The 19,043-nt window shown below is 63.1% G+C and carries 18 protein-coding genes; 8 read left to right on the top strand and 10 right to left on the bottom strand.

Annotated elements, in window-relative coordinates:
* Positions 1-175 precede the first annotated feature (175 nt).
* Positions 176-808 (top strand): efflux transport transcriptional regulator TtgR, encoded by a 633-nt coding sequence (gene ttgR / locus WF331_RS07710; RefSeq protein WP_016498131.1) that lies wholly within the window; start codon positions 176-178, stop codon positions 806-808.
* 99 nt (positions 809-907) lie between these two features.
* Here the strand turns inward: ttgR and WF331_RS07705 are convergent, their stop codons facing one another.
* A complete protein-coding gene (locus WF331_RS07705) occupies positions 908-2,359 on the bottom strand; it encodes an MDR family MFS transporter (RefSeq protein ID WP_284360601.1) in 1,452 nt (483 codons plus the stop codon).
* Positions 2,360-2,721: 362 nt separating this feature from the next.
* Between WF331_RS07705 and WF331_RS07700 the strand changes: the two genes are divergently transcribed.
* On the top strand, positions 2,722-3,591 hold the full coding sequence (locus WF331_RS07700; protein ID WP_016498133.1) for an isocitrate lyase/PEP mutase family protein: 870 nt from the start codon (positions 2,722-2,724) through the stop codon (positions 3,589-3,591).
* Positions 3,592-3,843: 252 nt separating this feature from the next.
* Here WF331_RS07700 and WF331_RS07695 read toward each other — a convergent pair whose 3' ends face one another.
* Positions 3,844-4,749 carry a LysR family transcriptional regulator gene (locus WF331_RS07695; protein WP_016498134.1) on the bottom strand — a complete coding sequence of 302 codons (906 nt, stop codon included), beginning with the start codon at positions 4,747-4,749 and terminating at the stop codon, positions 3,844-3,846.
* 102 nt (positions 4,750-4,851) lie between these two features.
* On the opposite strand from WF331_RS07695, the gene WF331_RS07690 reads away from it, so the two are divergent.
* Positions 4,852-5,727 carry an MBL fold metallo-hydrolase gene (locus tag WF331_RS07690; RefSeq protein ID WP_241799600.1) on the top strand — a complete coding sequence of 292 codons (876 nt, stop codon included), beginning with the start codon at positions 4,852-4,854 and terminating at the stop codon, positions 5,725-5,727.
* 28 nt (positions 5,728-5,755) lie between these two features.
* Complete coding sequence (locus tag WF331_RS07685) at positions 5,756-6,370, top strand: NAD(P)-dependent oxidoreductase (RefSeq protein ID WP_016498136.1); 615 nt, start codon at positions 5,756-5,758, stop codon at positions 6,368-6,370.
* Positions 6,371-6,450: 80 nt separating this feature from the next.
* Here WF331_RS07685 and WF331_RS07680 read toward each other — a convergent pair whose 3' ends face one another.
* Positions 6,451-7,326: a LysR substrate-binding domain-containing protein gene (locus WF331_RS07680; protein ID WP_049278216.1), complete on the bottom strand. Its 876-nt coding sequence runs from the start codon at positions 7,324-7,326 to the stop codon at positions 6,451-6,453.
* 114 nt (positions 7,327-7,440) lie between these two features.
* Between WF331_RS07680 and WF331_RS07675 the strand changes: the two genes are divergently transcribed.
* Entirely contained in the window at positions 7,441-9,078 is a 1,638-nt protein-coding gene (locus WF331_RS07675) for a 5-guanidino-2-oxopentanoate decarboxylase (protein WP_284360609.1), read from the top strand.
* A gap of 134 nt (positions 9,079-9,212) precedes the next feature.
* On the opposite strand, the gene WF331_RS07670 is transcribed toward WF331_RS07675, so the two are convergent.
* Positions 9,213-10,133 (bottom strand): AraC family transcriptional regulator, encoded by a 921-nt coding sequence (locus WF331_RS07670; RefSeq protein ID WP_340622787.1) that lies wholly within the window; start codon positions 10,131-10,133, stop codon positions 9,213-9,215.
* 202 nt (positions 10,134-10,335) lie between these two features.
* On the opposite strand from WF331_RS07670, the gene WF331_RS07665 reads away from it, so the two are divergent.
* Together WF331_RS07665 and WF331_RS07660 are read left to right on the top strand one after the other, a co-directional pair.
* Positions 10,336-10,629 (top strand): putative quinol monooxygenase, encoded by a 294-nt coding sequence (locus tag WF331_RS07665; protein WP_016498140.1) that lies wholly within the window; start codon positions 10,336-10,338, stop codon positions 10,627-10,629.
* A 49-nt stretch (positions 10,630-10,678) separates the two neighbouring features.
* Positions 10,679-10,912 carry a hypothetical protein gene (locus tag WF331_RS07660; protein ID WP_041167964.1) on the top strand — a complete coding sequence of 78 codons (234 nt, stop codon included), beginning with the start codon at positions 10,679-10,681 and terminating at the stop codon, positions 10,910-10,912.
* Here WF331_RS07660 and WF331_RS07655 read toward each other — a convergent pair whose 3' ends face one another.
* Together WF331_RS07655 and WF331_RS07650 are read right to left on the bottom strand one after the other, a co-directional pair.
* The gene (locus WF331_RS07655) at positions 10,913-11,518 is read right to left on the bottom strand and encodes a flavin reductase family protein (protein ID WP_016498142.1); all 606 of its coding nucleotides are present in this window, start codon (positions 11,516-11,518) and stop codon (positions 10,913-10,915) included.
* Between the two features lie 118 nt (positions 11,519-11,636).
* Positions 11,637-11,963, bottom strand: coding sequence for a hypothetical protein (locus WF331_RS07650; protein WP_284399403.1), 327 nt, complete (start codon positions 11,961-11,963; stop codon positions 11,637-11,639).
* 341 nt (positions 11,964-12,304) lie between these two features.
* On the opposite strand from WF331_RS07650, the gene WF331_RS07645 reads away from it, so the two are divergent.
* Positions 12,305-13,057: a COG4705 family protein gene (locus WF331_RS07645; protein WP_016498144.1), complete on the top strand. Its 753-nt coding sequence runs from the start codon at positions 12,305-12,307 to the stop codon at positions 13,055-13,057.
* On the opposite strand, the gene WF331_RS07640 is transcribed toward WF331_RS07645, so the two are convergent.
* The 4 genes from WF331_RS07640 to WF331_RS07625 all read right to left on the bottom strand — a co-directional run bounded on the left by WF331_RS07640 (position 13,036) and on the right by WF331_RS07625 (position 18,967).
* Positions 13,036-14,175 (bottom strand): Fic family protein, encoded by a 1,140-nt coding sequence (locus tag WF331_RS07640; RefSeq protein WP_284399401.1) that lies wholly within the window; start codon positions 14,173-14,175, stop codon positions 13,036-13,038. The two genes, WF331_RS07645 and WF331_RS07640, sit on opposite strands and share 22 nt — an antisense overlap.
* Positions 14,176-14,330: 155 nt before the next feature.
* Complete coding sequence (locus WF331_RS07635; protein ID WP_016498146.1) at positions 14,331-15,650, bottom strand: MFS transporter; 1,320 nt, start codon at positions 15,648-15,650, stop codon at positions 14,331-14,333.
* A 231-nt stretch (positions 15,651-15,881) separates the two neighbouring features.
* The gene (locus WF331_RS07630; protein ID WP_340622786.1) at positions 15,882-17,216 is read right to left on the bottom strand and encodes a sigma-54-dependent transcriptional regulator; all 1,335 of its coding nucleotides are present in this window, start codon (positions 17,214-17,216) and stop codon (positions 15,882-15,884) included.
* Positions 17,210-18,967 (bottom strand): ATP-binding protein, encoded by a 1,758-nt coding sequence (locus WF331_RS07625; protein WP_016498148.1) that lies wholly within the window; start codon positions 18,965-18,967, stop codon positions 17,210-17,212. Before WF331_RS07625 ends, WF331_RS07630 begins: the two co-directional genes overlap by 7 nt.
* Positions 18,968-19,043 lie beyond the last annotated feature (76 nt).

Below are 19,043 nucleotides of genomic sequence, written 5' to 3'. Positions count from 1 at the left end.
TAAATAGCTTGCTAAGGAATATACTTACATTCATGGTTGTTTGTAAATACCGCTGGGTTGTACTCAGGTACTGCCACAGCTCTTGATTAGCTCATCCGCGAGGCTCCCTGCAGAGGTGCCCCCGGAGCGTCCCCCGCACGCGCCGCGCGTTCGGGCCAGATGAGGTTGTACTGCCATGGTCCGTCGAACCAAAGAAGAAGCCCAGGAAACCCGCGCCCAGATCATCGAGGCGGCGGAAAAGGCCTTCTACAAGCGCGGGGTTGCGCGAACCACCCTGGCCGACATCGCCGAGCTGGCGGGTGTGACGCGCGGGGCGATCTACTGGCACTTCAACAACAAGGCAGAGTTGGTGCAGGCGCTGCTCGACAGCCTGCACGAAACTCATGACCACTTGGCGCGGGCGAGTGAAAGCGAGGACGAAGTCGACCCGCTTGGCTGCATGCGCAAGCTGCTGCTGCAAGTGTTCAACGAGTTGGTGCTCGATGCCCGAACCCGGCGTATCAATGAAATTCTGCATCACAAGTGCGAGTTCACCGATGACATGTGTGAAATCCGCCAGCAGCGCCAGGGCGCGGTACTGGATTGCCACAAGGGCATTGCCCTGGCGTTGGCCAATGCCGTTCGCCGGGGCCAGTTGCCTGACGCGCTGGATGTCGAGCGCGCAGCGGTGGCGATGTTTGCCTATGTCGATGGCCTGATCGGGCGCTGGCTGTTGCTGCCTGACAGTGTCGATCTGGCGGGCGATGTCGAAAAATGGGTCGACACCGGGCTGGATATGCTGCGCTTGAGCCCGGCCCTGCGCAAATGACACTTTGTTAAGGATTGTGAGGGAGTGTTTCCCGTTTGTATTAAGAGAGGATTAATACTTCCGGGGTGCCCTGAACGAAGCACGGGAACAGCGCACCCTTCAGCGGCCGCGTAATTGCCGGTCGGGCAGCGCAAGTGCCGCAAAAACCCCCAGCACCGCAACCAGCGCACTGCCCATCAGCAAATGCCGGAACGTCTCCGTCAACCGGCCTTGCGTCACCAGGTCCACCTCCCCGGCCTTCAGGCTCCCCAGCAATGGATTCCCCAGCATTTCAAACCCGCCCTGGTGCAGCAGCGCCAGCAGCAGGCTGGACATGCAGGCCACGCCCATGGCCCCGCCCAGCGAACGGAACAGGTTGGTGGTGCTGGTGGCCACCCCGATGTCCTTGCTGTCCACCGCGCTTTGCGTGCCCACCAGCGATGTCGGGAACTGCAACCCGCAGGCAATGCCGGTCAGCAGCATGAACACTGCGCTGAGCCACCCAGACTGTGGCGGGGTCAACGCCATGGCAAAAATGGCCACGGGCATCAGCAGCGCCCCGGCGAGGATCTGCGGCTTGTAGCGCCCGGTCCGGCTGGTCATGCGCCCGCCGGTGAAGGCGCCCAGGGGCAGCCCCATCGCCAGTGGCAGCAGGTGCAGGGCGGCGCTGTCGGCACCGGCGCCGGTGATGCCCTGGTAGCGCAACGGCATGAGCATGGTCAGCGAAATCGACTGGAAGCTGGCGAAAAAGATCACGCCCCAGCACAGCACCGCCACCCGGTTGCCGAACAGGCCCAAGGGCAGCAGCGGCTCCGGGCAGCGGCGCTCATGAACGACGAACAGCGCCAGGCCCAGCACGGCGCAGGCGAACAGGGCCACTACTGCCGGGTCAACCCAGGCGTGGCCCTGGCCGACCAGGGTGATGCCCAGTAACAAGCTGCCCAGGCCGAGGATCAGCAGCACGGCGCCGAGGTAGTCCACCTGTGCCTCGCGGCGCTGCGCGGGCATGCCGCACAGGGCTCGGTGGATCGCCCACAAGGCAACCAGCCCCAGCGGCAGATTGATCCAGAACACCCAGCGCCATGACAGGTACTCGGTCAACCATCCCCCCAGCACCGGCCCGGCGACACTGGCCACTGCATACATGCTGCTGAAATAGCCCTGGTAGCGGCCGCGTTCACGCGGGGGCACGAAGTCGCCGATGATTGCCTGGCTGACCGAGACCATGCCGCCCGCGCCAATGCCCTGCAGTACCCGGGCCAGCACCAGTTGCTGCATGTCCTGGGCCAGGGCGCAGGCGATCGAGGCCAGGGTGAACAGGCTGATGCCGGTCAGGATCATCCGCCGCCGCCCGTAGAGGTCACCCAGCTTGCCGTAAATCGGCACGGCCACGGTCATGGCCACCATGTAGCCGGAGATGACCCACGCCAGCAGGCCGACATCGTTGAACTGAGCCGAGATCGCGGGCAGCGAAACGGCGACGATGGTCTGGTCCAGTGCGCCGAGGAAGATCGCCAGCATCAGGGCGGTCAGCACGTTGCGCAGTTTGGTGGGGGGCAGGGCGGCGGTCACGGGAATACCTTGTTTGTCTGTGGCGGCCTCTTCGCGGGCAAGTCGAATTGTAACCTGAGTTAGGTAGCTTCCTATGTACTATCTGCATCGCCTATGCCGAATCGGCATTGGCGCATTCATCCAGTGCAGCATGGCTGCGTGATATCGTTGGTATGCCACAGGGGCTGAAATCCGGGGCTTGCACCAGCTTGGTGCAACAATATGCCGCAGGTTTTTCAGCCCGCTGTCTCCCACACCTTTTATTCCTCTGCCTGCATGTCGAGCATGACCGCCCAGATGGCGACGGTTGGAACAGGTCAGGTAGACCCGATTACAGGGGTCGGTAGTTACCGTTCAAATTTCAACTTTTTTGCGGAGTGATCATGCCCAAGGCTTCCCATCAAGATCTGCGTTTTGCCTTCCGCGAACTGCTCGCTTCAGGTTCCTGTTACCACACGGCATCGGTGTTCGACCCGATGTCGGCACGCATTGCCGCAGACCTGGGCTTCGAGGTCGGCATCCTGGGTGGTTCTGTCGCTTCGTTGCAGGTACTGGCCGCGCCGGACTTCGCCCTGATTACCCTCAGCGAATTCGTCGAGCAGGCCACCCGTATTGGCCGCGTAGCGCAATTGCCCGTGCTGGCTGATGCCGACCACGGCTACGGCAACGCGCTGAACGTGATGCGCACGGTGATCGAACTGGAGCGCGCCGGCGTGGCCGGGCTGACCATCGAGGACACCCTGCTGCCTGCCCAGTTCGGGCGCAAGTCCACCGACCTGATCCCGGTCGAGGAAGGCGTTGGCAAGATTCGTGCGGCGCTGGAGGCACGGGTCGATTCGTCGTTGTCGATCATCGCCCGCACCAACGCTGGCGTGCTCACCACCGAAGAAATCATCGTGCGCACCCAGAGCTACCAGAAGGCCGGTGCCGATGGCATCTGCATGGTGGGCGTGAAGGACTTCGAGCAGCTCGAGCAGATTGCCGAGCACCTGACGGTGCCGCTGATGCTGGTCACCTATGGCAACCCCAACCTGCATGACGATGAACGCCTGGCGCGCCTGGGTGTGCGTATCGCAGTCGACGGCCATGGCGCCTACTTCGCTGCGATCAAGGCCACATACGATTGCCTGCGCTTGCAGCGTGGCAAGCAGAACAAGTCGGAAAACCTGAGCGCCACCGAACTCTCGCACACCTACACCCAGCCCGAGGATTACATCCGCTGGGCCAAGGAATACATGAGCGTCGAAGAGTGACCGGCAGGGCGCCGTCAGCTCAACGGACGGCGCTCAAGGTTGCAGTGTGAGGCACGCAATGTGCCTGCTCGCAGCTGGCTGCGGCGCTGGGCTGGCTGCGTAGCAGCTCGGCGCGCCAGCAAGCAGAACCATAAAGCCCTGCGACGGCCGTCATGGCCATGACAAGGGCGACTCTTCTGGATTTGATGCCCATGCTACTCACCTCCTGTTACAGCAATAGGTGATACCTTCCAGCTTAGGCCAAATTCCGCGTTACAGATCCCGATCCCACTCCGGCTCGTCCTTGAACCGCTGCACCAGGAAATCCAGCATGCTGCGCAAGGTCGCCGGCATGTGCTTGCGCGACGTATAAACCGCATTCAGGTTAAGGGTACGCGGCTGCGCTTCGGGCAGCAGGCGCACCAGTTCGCCCCTGCGCAGGGCGTCGGCGGTTTGGTAGCTCGGCAGCATGGCGATGCCCGCGCCGGCCAGTGCCGCCTTCTGCAATGTCATCGCTTCGTTGGCGCTGATGTTTCCCGCGACCGGCACGGCTACTGGCTGGCCGGCTACCTCGAAATGCCAAAGGCTATGGCCGAAATAGGCATGGGTCAGGCAGTTGTGCCGGCTCAGGTCCTCGACCCGTTGCGGTACGCCGTGCTCGCTCAGGTAGGCCGGGGACGCGCACACCACCGAGCGGCACACGCTCAGGCGCCGGGCGATCAGGTTGGGGTCCAGCTCGTTGCTGGTGCGGATGGCCAGGTCGATGCGTTCATCCACCAGGTTGACGGTGCGATCGAGCATTTGCAGTTCCACCTTCACCCCAGGATAGCGCCGCACATAGGCAGCCACCGCGTCCACCAGCTGCGCCTGGCCGAACGAGGTGCTGACGCTGATGCGCAGCGCGCCTTTTGGCGCGTCATCCGGCTGCTGCACTGCGGCCTGCAGGTCGCCGGCCAGTTCCAGCAGTTGCCGGCAGCGGGGCAGGGTTTCCTGGCCGGCTGCGGTGAGGCTGAGTTTGCGAGTGGTGCGCTGCATGAGCCGCGCGCCAACCCAGTCCTCCAGCTCTGCCAGGTAACGCGACACTACGGGGCGAGATAGCTGCAGGTGGTCTGCCGCTGCTGACTGGCTGCCCAGGTCGACGACGGTGACGAAAACGCGCATGGCGTTGAGACGGTCCATGATTTGCCCGGTTTTAGAAACAAACTATGTTCGAGCATCGCATTTTTTGCGACGGATCGGGCAACTAAGCTGTTGGGCATCGTTCAACTGAAGGCCTTGCCCATGTCCCTGTTCACTTCCCTGCGTGGCCTGCTACTGGCCTGCGTGACCCTGGCCGGCCCGGCGCTGGCTGCCGAACCGTTGCAACTGGACGTCTACAACCCCGGGCACGCGGCCATTTTCCCGGTCAGCTCGGTGATTGTCAGTGGCGAGCACGATGCCGTGCTGGTCGATGCCCAGTTCGGCAAGGCCCAGGCCCAGCAACTGGTGCAGCGCCTGCAGGCTGGCGGCAAACACCTGACCACCATCTACATCAGTCACGGCGACCCGGACTATTACTTTGGCCTGGACACCCTGACCCAGGCCTTCCCCGACGCGAAGGTGCTGGCCTCTGCCGCCACGGTTGCGCATATTCGCCAGACCATGGATGCTAAGCTGGCGTACTGGGGGCCGCAGATGGGGGCAGACAAACCGGCGCGACTGGTGGTGCCGCAGGTGCTCGAAGGCCAGCGCCTGACACTGGAAGGGCAAGCGCTCGACGTGGTTGGCCTGGACGGCCCGCAGCCAGACCGCAGCTTCGTGTGGATCCCGTCAATCAAGGCGGTAGTGGGTGGCGTTTTGGTGGCCGAGAACATTCATGTGTGGATGGCCGATACTCAATCGGCCAAGTCCCACGCCGACTGGCTTGGCACCTTGGCGCACATCGAAGCGCTGGGGCCACGCACGGTCATCCCTGGGCACTACCTGGGAGACAGCAGCCGTTCACTGAAAGCTGTTCGTTTCACTGCAGACTACATTCGGGGGTTCGATGCTGAAACCGCCAAGGCGAAAGACGCCAACGCGCTGATCGAGGCCATGAAGCAGCGTTACCCGGGCCTGGCCGATGAAAGCTCGCTGGAGCTCGGGGCCAAGGTCGCCAAGGGCGAGATGAAGTGGTAATTCCTTTCAATTGATGGAGAGTGTTCCCATGAGCAAGATCGCAATCATCGGTGCCACTGGCCGCGCTGGCAGCCAGTTGCTGGAAGAAGCCCTGCGCCGTGGCCACAGTGTGCTGGCCATCGCCCGCGACCCTTCGCCACTGCAGGGGCGTGAAGGGGTGACCGTCAAGGCGCTGGATGCCAGGGACAGTGCGGCCCTGCAAGCGGCGGTAACGGGTGTGGACGCCGTGTTGAGCGCGGCGCATTTCTCGACCATCGAGCCGCAGGCGATCATCGAACCGGTCAAGCGGGCCGGGGTCAAGCGCCTGTTGGTGGTGGGCGGGGCCGGCAGCTTGTTGCTGCCGTCGGGGGACCGGGTGATCGACAGCCCGGATTTCCCGGAAGCCTACAAGGCCGAAGCCACTGCCGGGGTGCGTTTTCTGGAGACATTGGAGGGCGAGCCAAACCTTGACTGGACCTTCCTCTCGCCGTCGGCGGAGTTTGTTGAAGGTGAGCGCAGCGGGCGCTACAAAGTAGGCAAGGATCATCTGCTGATCGGTGCGGATGGCAAAAGCTGGATCACCTTTGCCGACTATGCGATTGCCATGCTCGACGAGCTGGAAAAGCCAGCGCATTCGCGGCAGCGGTTTACAGTCGGGTATTGAGTCGCCTGCTTCGCGGGCATGCCCGCTCCCACAGGTACAGCGCTGTACCTGTGGGAGCGGGCGCGCCCGCGAAGAGGCCCTTATTGGCTAGCCTGGCTCTCCAGCCAGTCCAGTAACTCCACCAACCCCGGCGGCAAGTTTCTGGCCTGGCTCACCAGGTAATACCCTTTCCCGGTCACCACCTTCTGCGCAAACGGCATGCACAGCCGCCCCCCGCGCAAGTCATCGCCAATCAGCGACCAGTCGCCGATGGCCACGCCTGTCCCCTGCGAGGCCATGGCCATCGCCATGTCCAGTGTCTCGAAATGCTGCTTCGGCCCATGAGTGGCCAACGTCACCCCAGCGGCCTGTAGCCACAACTGCCAGTCATGTTCATCCCGCGAGGGGTGCAGCAGCATGTGTCGCGCCAGGTCTTCCACTTGCTGCAACGGTATCGGCCCCTCACGCAGCGAGGGGGCGCACACTGGCGTAAGTTGTTCATCGAACAGCTTGCGCACCTGCAGCCCGTGGTTCGGCGCATCGCCGTAGACCACCGCCGCATCGAAGCCCTCGCGACGAAAATCCACCCCATGTTGCACCGTGGTGGTCAATTCCACGGGTACATCCGGGCGCAGTGCCTGCCATTCCATCAGGCGCGGCAGCAGCCAGCGCATCACGCACGTCGGGGCCTTGAGCTGCAAGGTCGTGCTGCGCCCACCCACTTCGCGCACGCCTTGCTCGATCAGCGCGAACACCTGCTGCACCCGAGGCAGCCAGTCCTGGCCTTCACGGGTCAGGCTAAGCCCGCGGGCCTGGCGCTGGAACAGGGCATAACCCAGGTGTTCTTCGAGGGCCGCGATCTGGCGGCTGACGGCGCCTTGGGTGATGTGCAGCTGTTGCCCTGCACGGGTGAAGTTGCAGTGCTGGGCGGTGACCAGAAAGGTGTGCAGGGCGGGCAGGGGCGGGAGGCGTTTCATCGCACTAAGCCATGATGACAGGACATGGCTAGTATGTGTTTTTTTGCATTGTGGCGATAGCCGTGGCTTGGGTCCAATAAGGGCATACTCCAACAAGATTCATGGTGAAACCCGATGGCAACCTGCGGCGAAGTACTGGTCAATCTCCTTGAAGGCTATGGCGTCGACCATGTCTTCGGCATTCCCGGTGTACATACCGTTGAGCTCTACCGTGGCCTGGCGGGCTCGTCCATTCGCCACATCACCCCGCGCCATGAGCAGGGTGCAGGGTTCATGGCTGACGGCTATGCGCGCACCCGTGGCAAACCTGGGGTTTGCTTCATCATTACCGGCCCTGGCATGACCAATATCACCACTGCCATGGGCCAGGCGTATGCCGACTCGATCCCGATGCTGGTGATTTCCAGTGTGCAGTCCCGTGATCAGCTGGGCGGTGGCCGCGGCAAGCTGCACGAACTGCCCAACCAGTCGGCGCTGGTGTCGGGAGTGGCCGCGTTTTCTCACACCTTGATGAGTGCTGCAGACCTGCCGCAGGTGCTGGCGCGGGCATTTGCCGTGTTCGAGAGCGCCCGGCCACGCCCGGTGCATATCGAAATCCCGCTGGACGTGCTGGTCGAACCGGCCGACTTCCTGCTGCCGGGCCGCCCGGTGCGTGGCAGCCGGGCAGGGGCAGCGCCGCAGGCCGTGGCACAGATGGCCGAGCGCCTGGCAGGTGCCAAGCGGCCGTTGATCCTGGCGGGCGGTGGCGCGCTGGCCGCGGGTGCTGCGCTGGCGCGCCTGGCCGAACACCTTCAGGCCCCGGTGGCCCTGACCATCAATGCCAAGGGTTTGCTCCCGGCCAGCCACCCGCTGCAGATCGGTTCGACCCAGTCACTGCCGGCTACTCGAGAGCTGGTGGCTGAAGCGGACGTGGTGCTGGCGATCGGTACCGAACTGGCTGAAACCGATTATGACGTGACCTTCAAGGGTGGCTTCGAGATCCCGGGTAGCCTGCTGCGCATCGATATCGATCCGGACCAGACCGTGCGTAACTACCTGCCGGAGCTGGCGCTGGTAGCCGATGCCGAGCTGGCCGCCGAGGCATTGCTCGCTGCCTTGCAGGCTCAGCCGCAACCTGTGCGCGAAAGCACCTGGGGTGTGGCTCGCGTGTCCAACCTGCGCCAGACACTGGCGGCAGGTTGGGACCAGCCAACCCTGAGCCAGACCCGTTTGCTGAGCGCGATCCTGGAGCGACTGCCCAATGCCGTGCTGGTGGGCGATTCGACCCAGCCGGTGTACACCGGCAACCTGACCCTGGACATGGACCAGCCACGTCGCTGGTTCAATGCCTCAACCGGCTACGGCACCCTGGGTTATGCGCTGCCTGCGGCCATGGGCGCGTGGTTGGGGAGTGCGGAGCAAATCGGCCAGCGCGCGCCTGCGGTGTGCCTGATTGGTGACGGCGGTTTGCAGTTCACCCTGCCGGAGCTTGCCAGTGCTGTGGAGGCACAGGTGCCGCTGATCGTGCTGCTGTGGAATAACCAGGGGTACGAGGAGATCAAGAAGTACATGGTCAACCGGGCGATCGAGCCGGTCGGGGTAGATATCCATACCCCGGACTTCATCGGCGTGGCGCGGGCGCTGGGGGCTTCGGCGGAGCATGTGACCGACGTGAAGCAGCTGCAGGCGGCGCTGGGGCAGGCGGTGGAGCGCAAGGGGCCGACCTTGATCCAGGTTGACCAGAATCAGTGGCAGGAAACCGTGGCGGGTTGAATCAAGGTTATTGCCTGTGCGGGCCTCTTCGCGGGTAAACCCGCTCCCACAGGATCGCCACAGTCTTCGAAAGCTGTGGTGATCCTGTGGGAGCGGGTTCACCCGCGAAGAGGCCAGCACAGGAAGAACCAGGCTCAGCCAGCAGTAGCCCGCAACCGCGCCACATCCCGAATCGGTGGTGCGCCATACAGCCGGCTGTATTCACGGCTGAACTGCGACGGGCTTTCATACCCCACCCTATAGGCTGCCACCGCCGCCTCTAGCCCGTCGTTGAGCATCAACCGCCGCGCCTCCTGCAGGCGCAGCTGCTTCTGGTACTGCAACGGGCTCATCGACGTCACGGCCTTGAAGCGATGGTGCAAGGTCGAAGTGCTGAGGTTGACCTCCCGGGCCAGGTCCTCGATGCGCAGGGGCAACTGGTAGTTGTTGTTGAGCCAGGTAATGGCCTGGCACACCCGGTGAGTCTGGCTGTTGGCCAAGGCAATTTCATACAGCCGGCAACCCTGCGGCCCACGCAGCAGGCGATAGAGAATCTCGCGGCGGAACAGTGGCGCGAGCATGGCGATGTCGCGCGGGGTATCCAGCAGGCGTAGCAGCCGCAGCAAGGCGTCGAGCAATGCGGCATCGGTCCTTTCCACATACAAACCGCGGCCTGAAGGCCGGTTGGGTACCAGCATCGGCCCGCTCTCGGCGATCAGCTGGCTGATCTCGGCCGGGTCCAGGTCCATGCGCAGGCCCAGGCTGGGGTTTTCCGGGCTGGCGTCGAGCCTCACCCCGCTCAGCGGCAAGGTCACCGACACCACCATGTAGTGCAGGGGGTCGTAGGCGTACTGCTCGTCACCAAGGAACAGGCTTTTGCTGCCCTGGGCAAGGATGCACAGCGCCGGTTGCGCCAGGGTCGGCACCGAGCGCACGTTCTCGGTGTAGCGCACCAGATACAGGTCATCGATGGTCGATGCGGGACCATGGGGGTCGCCGGCATGGCGGCGGATCAGCTCGGCCAGTTCCAGGCGCTGCAGTTCCAGGGTCGGGTCGATGGACGTGGCGGTGGTCATGATGGCTTTCCTCTGCTGACCGACGCAGCATAGGTTTGGGCAAAGAGGGGCGCTAGTCGAAAGCTGCACGTCGCTTGCCTGATCCTGCCGCGCAGCAGGATCAGGCAAGCGGCGAGCAGTAATGGCCTAACGCGGCCCGCGGGTGAGCCCCTAACCTTGGCAGCCTGGCTTTTTCGTCCGCCTGCTTCAAGGAGATTGTGCAATGACCCTAAAACAACCGGTCACCCATCTTGCTTTCATCCGTGCCAGCAGCGGGCGCTCGGCAGAACTGGGCGCGCGCCTGCGCGACCTGCTCGAGCCCTCGCTGCGTTCGCCGGGCTGCCTGAGCTTCACGGTACAGCGCTCCCAGGCCGATGCCGACCTGTGGTTGCTCAGTGGCAGCTGGCAGGATCAGCAGGCGATGAGTGGCTACTTTGCTTCGCCGACACTGGATGTGTTTGGCGAGCTGGTGCAGGCACAGGTGGTCAGCAGCCTGGACTTGCACACCTTCGATTGAGGGTGGATGAGGTAAAGTAGCGCCCTTGTTCAACCACGCGGATAGCAACATGGCACGTAGGGAATTCACTCATTTCGAAGCGGTATCGGCGATGGTGCCGGTGGAAGGTGGCGGCTACAACGCGGCCATTGCGGTCAAGGCCTTGGCCATGGGCGGCGCGCCGCGCTTTCACAAGGTTCTGGACGGGCAGGTGTTCAAGGGCGCCGTGGCCGCCGACGAAGCGGCCACGGCCGAGCTGCAGCGCCTGCAAGGCGTCAGCGAAGAGGGTGAACTGATCTGGTGATCAGGCCGGCGGGCGGCCCATCTTGAACAGGTTGCCCAGCTCGAAATAGTCCGCCGGGCCACCGCCACGCAGGATCGGCTCGGCGGCAGCGGTATCGTAGATGCCGTTTTCAAGCAGGTGCTCGGCAATGTGCACCGCAACCACTTCTCCGAGGATCAGCCAGCTGGGCACCAGTGCCTGGTCGGCCCGCTTGAGCTGGACGATCTGGCTGACCTTGCACTCGAACGCCACCGGGGTTTCGCCCACGCGGGGCACGCTGACGATGCTCGACGGCGTGGCGGTAAGGCCGCTCAACTCGAACTCGCTCACCTCGGCAGCAACCGGCGCGCAGCTCTGGTTCATCTGCTCGGCCAGTGGGCGGGTGGCCAGGTTCCAGACGAATTCGCCGGTCTGCTCGATGTTGTTCAGGCTGTCTTTGCGCCCGACGCTGCAGAAACCGATGATCGGCGGGATGTAGTTGAAGGCGTTGAAGAAGCTGTAGGGCGCCAGGTTCAGTCGGCCTTCGCGGTCATGCGAGGAAATCCAGCCGATAGGGCGGGGGCCGACGATGGCGTTGAACGGGTCGTGGGGCAGGCCGTGGCCTTTGGCAGGTTCGTAGTAATACATCTGTGCTGGGCTTGTTGGCCCTACCTCCTGGTGGACAAGGTGCCTAGTGTGCCAAGCCTGTGCTCGCCTGCAAATGATCAAGCCCGGCCGAAGCCGGGCTGGGTGCTCGCATCAGGTATCAGCTGATGCGGTGGGCGTTGGTGCGGTCGAAGCCGTCTTCAGCGAAGCGTTGGCCGCCGGTGCGGTCGAAGCCGTCTTCAGCAAAGCGCTGGCCGTTGGTGCGGTCGAAGCCGTCTTCAGCAAAGCGCTGGCTGCCGGTGCGGTCGAAACCGTCTTCAGCGAAACGTTGGCCACCGGTGCGGTCAAAACCGTCTTCAGCATAGTTGGCGGACTGGGTTTTAGCGGCGGCAAAGGTGTGAGCGTTGGTACGGTCGAAGCCATCTTCGGCGAAGGCGCCAGCGGCGAAAACCGAGAGGGCCAGGGTGAGGATCAGTTTGTTTTTCATGGTCGTTGCTCCGGGGTTCGAGAAGTTGTTTGTTTCTATGGGTTTAATCCTACGCCGATAAATTAGATTAAAAAGCGCAAATAATAGCGTTTAAGAATCGTATAAATCGATATATTTGGGCGAGCTCCGCGTGGGTCAGGCGGCGGTGTCAGTGATTGGCCGCAAGCCCTCGCGTCGTCGTTTTGTCAGCCATTGCAGCTTGAAGGCCGGGCATTAATGGGGCGTTAACAGTGAAATATCTTGTTTCAAAGTCCGATCAACGCTTTTTTCATACAACACCAACCGATTTTTCAAACCTTGCTCAGCACCATCGCCGCACCTCAAACTGGAGCGGCACAACAATGAACAAACTCCCGCAAATCACCTTGGCCTTCTGGGTCATGAAGATCTGCGCTACTACCCTTGGCGAAACGGCAGGCGACTTGCTGTCGATGACGCTGAACATCGGCTATGCACTCAGCTCGTTGATGCTGATCAGCGTGTTCGTGCTGACCTTGCTCGGCCAGCTCTACTCGCGCCGCTACCACCCGATGCTGTACTGGCTGGTGATTCTCTCCACCAGTACCGCAGGCACCACCATGTCCGACTTCATGGACCGCACCCTGGGCTTGGGTTATGCCACGGGTTCGGCCCTGCTCATCGGTATCCTGCTGCTGACCTTCCTGGTCTGGCGCCTGAGCGGCAACCCGCTGGATGTCACCCGCATCAAGAATCGCTCGGGCGAGCTGTTCTACTGGGTAGCGATCCTGTTTTCCAACACGCTCGGCACTGCCCTGGGTGATTACCTGGCTGATGATTCGGGGCTTGGTTTTGCCGGTGGCGCACTGCTGATCGGCAGTGCCATCGCATTGGTGGTAGTGGCCCGTTACTGGACGCGCATCCCCGGCGTGCTGTTGTTCTGGGTGGCGTTCGTGCTCACACGCCCATTCGGCGCCACCTTGGGCGACTTCCTCACCAAGCCACATGAAAAGGGCGGCCTGGACTTCGGCACAATCGGTTCGTCGGCCGTGCTGGGCGGGGTGCTGCTGGTGCTCGTGCTGATGGCCACCTGGTACCAGCGCCGTGAGCCGCGTCAGGCGTTGGAGATGTCCTGAGTGTTGATGCGATAGCGGGTACTGCGGCCCCCGCCTGGCAGGCGAACCAGGCAAGCCTTGTCGAGCAGGTCGGTAAGGTGGCGGGTCGCAGTGGCCTTGGAAACCTTCGCCACTGCCTGGTACTGCGTAGCGCTGATGCCCTCCTCGAAACCGCGGGGGCCCCCATCAAGCAACCTGTTGAGCACCTTGACCTGTTCAGGCAGCAAGCCATCTGCGCGATGCGCCTGCCAGAACCTGGCCTTGGCCAGTATCCGGTCGATGTTTGCCAGTGCCTGTTCGAGGCTGCGCAGCAATGTGGCAAGGAACCAGGACAACCAGCGGGTGATATCCAGGTCGCCTTTCTGGCTGCTCTCCAGGACCTGGTAATAGCCGGCCCTGTCCTCGAGGATGCTGGCGGACATGGCATAGAAGCGAATGGCCTGGCGCTCAGCTTGGGCCAGCGCCAGGTCGGTGATCGCCCGGGTCAGCCGACCATTGCCATCATCGAACGGGTGCAGCGTGACAAACCAGAAGTGCGCAATACCGGCGCGTAACAGCGGATCCAGACCAGCGATATCGAGGCTGTTGGCAAACCAGTCGAGAAACGCCGCGAGCTGTGTTTCAAGACCCTCGCGCGGTGGTGCCTGGAAATGCACGGTGGGCTTGTCGAGACGGCCGGAGATCACCTGCATGGGCACTTCATCACGTAACCGGCCGACCAGTACCGCCTTGCTCAAGGCGCCTTGTACTTCCGGGAATAGCCACTGGTGCCAAGTGAACAGGCGTTGCAGGGTCAGTGGTCGGTCATACCCTTGAGTTGCATCCAGCATCAGTTCCGCCAGCCCTTCACTGCGGGCACTGGTAGCTCCCGGTTCATCCATGCCCAGCCGACGGGCAAGAGAAGAGCGCACCGAGCCCACATTCAGCTGTTCACCTTCGATTGCCGAGGATGTGACGATGTTCTGCAGCAGCGTATCCAGCATGTTCTGGCACTCGCTGAGCCCATCGATGCTGCCGATCTTGCCCAGTAGACGACCTTGCATGCTGATGCAGTTGCGCAGGAGCGGGGCAATGGTTTCGTTTTGCCAGGTAAATTGGGGCCAGGCTGGTTGCTGCCAGATCCACAAAGGGCTGTTCATGATTGTGCCGATCCATCCTGTGAGCCGAATAAGCCGGCTATTCGGCTCATTGGGTGAGCCGAATAATAGCGCTAATCGGCTCACAGGTTGTCGTGAGTCATGAAAAAGGGGGCGCCCATGTAATGAGCGCCCCCTTTCAGTATTGCCAACCAGCGTCAGTCAGTAGTAATCCGCGAGTGTTGCTTGGTGTCCTTCATGGTCGCGTAAACCAGCAGCGAGCAGGCGATACAGGCGGTGACGTACCAGTAGAAGCCGCTTTCCATGCCTGCGCTCTTGAACCACAAGGCCACGTACTCGGCGGTGCCGCCGAAGATCGACACGGTCAGGGCGTACGGCAGGCCCACGCCCAGGGCGCGAATTTCGGTTGGGAACAGCTCTGCCTTGACCACGGCGTTGATCGAGGTGTAGCCGCTGACGATGATCAGCGCCGCCATGATCAGGAAGAATGCGCCCCACCAGGTCTGGATGGTGTGCAGGGTGCTGAGGATCGGTACGGTGAACAGGGTCCCGAGCACACCGAAGGCGATCAGGATAGGGCGTCGGCCGATCTTGTCGGACAGGCCACCGATCACCGGCTGCAGGCACATGAACAGGAACAGTGTAGCGGCCGAGATGGTGGTCGAGTCGCTGATGCTCATGCCCACGGTGTTGACCAGGTACTTCTGCATGTAGGTGGTGTAGGTATAGAAGGCCAGGGTGCCGCCCATGGTCAGGCCGACCACGGTCATCAGCTCCTTGGGGTGGCGCAGCAGGGTGCGCATCAGGCTTTCCTTGGCCTTTTCCTTCTTGGTGAACGAGGCGGTTTCTTCCATGCCGCGACGCAGGTACAGGGCCACCACTGCGCACAGTGCACCGATCACGAACGGCACGCGCCAGCCCCAGGCATACAGCTGCTCTGTGGTCAGGGTCTGCTGCAGGACAATCAGTACCGCCAGGGCGATGAGCTGGCCGGAGATCAGGGTCACGTACTGGAAGCTGGAGAAGAAACCACGGCGTTCCTTGCTGGCCATTTCGCTGAGGTAGGTGGCCGAGGTGCCGTATTCGCCACCCACCGACAAGCCTTGCAGCAGGCGTGCGACGACCAGCAGGACCGGTGCGGCGACGCCGATGGTTTCGTAGCCCGGGGTCAGGGCGATGACCAGCGAGCCGGCGCACATCAGCAGTACCGAGGCCATCAGCGCGGCCTTGCGGCCTTTGCGGTCGGCGTACAGGCCCATCAGCCAGCCACCGATCGGGCGCATGAGGAAGCCCACGGCGAAGATCGCGGCGGTATTGAGCAATTGTGCGGTGGAATCACCGGCCGGGAAAAAGGCCTTGGCGAAGTACAGCGAGAATGCGGCGTAGACGTACCAGTCGTACCATTCGACCATGTTGCCGATGGACCCGCTGAAGATCGACTTCAAACGGCTGGCGGTGGTTTTTTCTGCGGCGGGCGCAGTGGCCGCCCCAGCGGGCAGGGAGGTGGCGTTATCCATCAGGGATACCTTCTCGTTGTTTTTGTGGAGCGCGCCGTGGCGCAGCTTGCCAAGGCAATTGCAGAAGGTGTGCCAAATGGGTGCAGGCTGATTCATTTGAGGGCAAAACCGCAGTGGTAGTTGACCTGTAGGCGCGGCCTTGCGTCGCGATGGGCTGCGAAGCAGCCCCATGATCGTTCAGAAATAAGCGGATTTTTGCCTATCAACGATTGCAGGTAAGCGGAAATCCGCTCATTCGCGCCCGACAAAATCCTCGCGCACCAGCCCATGCCGCTGCATCTTTTCGTTAAGCGTACGCCGCGGCAACTGCAACGCCTCCATCACCGACTTGATCTCGCCCCCGTGCTGGCGCAAGGCTGCGCGCAGGCATTGCGCCTCGAACGCTTCCATCTGTTCGCCCAGCGACTGCCCGGCAGGTGTCGCTTCGATGTTCGGCGAACTCAGCCCCAGCGCATGGCGCTCCGCCGCATTGGCCAGCTCCCGGACGTTGCCCGGCCAGTCATGGGACAGCAGCTGAGCCAGTTGTACACCCGACAGCAGCGGGGCGGCACGGCCCAGCTTTTCGCCTGCAGCGCGGGCAAAATGCTCGAACAGCAGAGGAATGTCTTCACGCCGCTCACGCAGCGGCGCCAGGCGCAGCTCGGCCACATTCAGGCGATAGGCAAGGTCTTCGCGAAAGCGGCCGGCGCGGGCCTCTTCGAGCAGGTCGGGCTTGGTCGCGGCAATGACACGCAGGTCGACGCTTATGCTCTGGTTGGCACCCAGACGCTCCAGCTTCTGCTCCTGGATCACGCGCAACAGCTTGGCCTGCTGCGCCAGCGGCATGCTCTCGATTTCGTCGAGAAACACCGTGCCACCGTTGGCGTACTCCAGCTTGCCGATGCGCTTGCCCTGGGCGCCGGTGAAGGCGCCGCTTTCGTGGCCAAACAGCTCGGCCTCGAACAGCGACTCGGGAATGGCCGCGCAGTTGAGTGCGACGAAGGGTTTACCGGCGCGAGGGCCAAAATCGTGCAGGCAGCGGGCCACGCGCTCCTTGCCGCTGCCGGTTTCGCCACGGATCAGCACGTTGACCGGCAGGCTGGCCAGCTCCAGTACTTGTCTGCGCAGCTGTTGCAGGCCCTGAGACATGCCCAGTAACGTGCCTTCCAGGCGTGACTTGAGGTCTGCCTGTTCGTGCAGCCGGCGGTTTTCCAGCACCAGCTGGCGCTTTTCCAGGGCCCGGCGCAGGCTGCCCAGCAAGTGCTGCGGGGTGAAGGGCTTTTCGAGAAAGTCGTAGGCACCGCTGCGCATGGCTTCCACTGCCATGGGCACGTCGCCGTGGCCAGTCAGCAAGATGACGGGCAAGTCGGGGTCCTCCGACTGCAGGCGTTCGAGCAATTGCAGGCCATCCATGCCCGGCATGCGCACATCGCTGATGATGACCCCGGGAAAGTGCTGCGGCAGGTGGGCCAGGCACTCTTCGGCGCGCGCGAACAGTTGCACGCTGAAGCCGGACAGGCTCAGCCATTGCTCGACTGCACTGCGGATACTGGCTTCATCATCGACGACGATCACTGAATTCAACATACAGGCTCCAGGTCACGGGGCAGGGTAAGGCTCAGGCGTGCACCACCGGGCAGGTTTTCGACCTGCAGCTGGCCACCGGCCTCGTGGACGATGCCGTAGGAAATGGCCAGCCCCAGGCCCAGGCCTTCGCCCACCGGCTTGGTGGTGAAGAACGGGTCGAAGACCTTGGCCAGGTTGGCCTCGGCGATGCCGCCCCCCGAGTCCAGCACGCTCAGGCGCCACCGCTCGCCCTCGGGTTCGATGCGCACCTCCAGGCGTTTGTAGCGCTTGTCGGCCATGGCGTCGAGGGCATTGCGCAACAGGTTGATCAGCACCTGTTCCAGGCGAATGGCATCGCCGCGTACCCAGGCCGGGCGCGCCAGGTACAGGGCCACCTCTACCTCTTCGCTGCGAATGCGGGTTTCCAGCAGGTGCAGGGCCTGGTCGACCACGGTGGCCAGGTCGAGGCGCTCGCGCAGGCCGACCGGGCTGTTGCGGGCAAAGGTTTTCAGGTGGCTGGTGAGCGCAGCCATGCGCGTCAACATCTGCTCCAGTGGCTCCAGGGCCTGGCGTGCCTCGTCATGCCGGCCATGGTCGAGCAGCAGGCGCAGGGTTTCCAGTTGCATGCGCTGGGTGGTCAGCGGCTGGTTGATTTCGTGAGCCATGGCTGCCGACATCTGCCCGAGCGCCGCCAGCTTGGCTGATTGCACCAAGCCTTCTTGAGCCGTGCGCAGTTCGCGAGTGCGTTCCTCGACCTGGCGCTTTAGCTCTTCGCGGCTGCGCTGGCGAAGGCGCGCCAGGCGCAGGCGCTGGCTGACGAACAGTGCGGCGAACACCAGGCTCAGCCACACGGCGGCGGCGCCCAAGGCGGCATTGCGGCCGTCGGCAGTGACCTGCGGTTTGCGCAGCAGGTGCAAAGTCCAGTTTTCGCCTTCCAGTGGCAGGCTTTCCCACAAGTATTCGGCGCTGCCCTCGGGGCCTTGCACGCGGCTAAGGGTGCTGTTGGCGGCAAAGCGCGTCAGCACCTGATGCTGCAACGGCACCAGCGGTTGTTTGTCGTACTGGCGGGTTTCGGCAAGCTCGGCACGGTCGGCACCACTGAGCGGCTGCAGCTCGCGGTAGCGCCAGCCGTCCTGGTTGGCGATGAAGGTGATGCCGCGGGCATCGCTCACCAGCAGGATGTCGCTGCCCTGGCGCCACTCGCGTTCAAGTTCCGGGAACTCCAGCTTCACCACCATGGCACCGAGGAAGCGGCCATGCTCGTCGTTCACCGCGCTGGCGAGGAAGTAGCCCGGCACGCCACTGGTCACGCCCACGGCGTAGAAGCGGCCACTGCCCTGGCTGCGGGTTTGCTTGAAATAGGGCCTGAAGCCGTAGTTGGAGCCGACATAGCTGCTGGGCAGCCGCCAGTTGCTGGCGGCGATGGCCAAGCCGGTGCGGTCGAGCAGTTCGAGGGTGGAGGAGTTTGCGGCGCCGTTGATGCGTTCAAGCTTGCGGTTCAGGGCGTCCTGGACTTCTTCGCTGGCCGGGCCACGCAGGGCGGCGATCAGCTCCGGGTCCAACGCCAGCACGGCCGGCAGGGCGCGGTAGCGGTCGATCAGGGTATGCAGGGTATTGGCGTAGAGGCCCAACTGCTGGCTGGCACGCTGGGCGTCGTCTTCCATGGCCTGGCGCTTGGCCTGGTGCATGGCCCAACCGGCACTGAGGGCGGTACCCAGCACGATCAGCAGGGTGATCAGCCCCAGACGCAGGGCGCGAAAGGAAAAGGGCATCGGGGCGGATCCGGATGATTGTGATATCGGGGCCTGCCTCTTCGCGGGCTTGCCCGCTCCCACTGGATACTCACAG

It is taken from the genome of Pseudomonas sp. YNh, assembly GCF_037993085.1.
GTDB classification, from domain to species: domain Bacteria; phylum Pseudomonadota; class Gammaproteobacteria; order Pseudomonadales; family Pseudomonadaceae; genus Aquipseudomonas; species Aquipseudomonas putida.
This window is presented reverse-complemented; position numbering and strand designations above follow the sequence as displayed.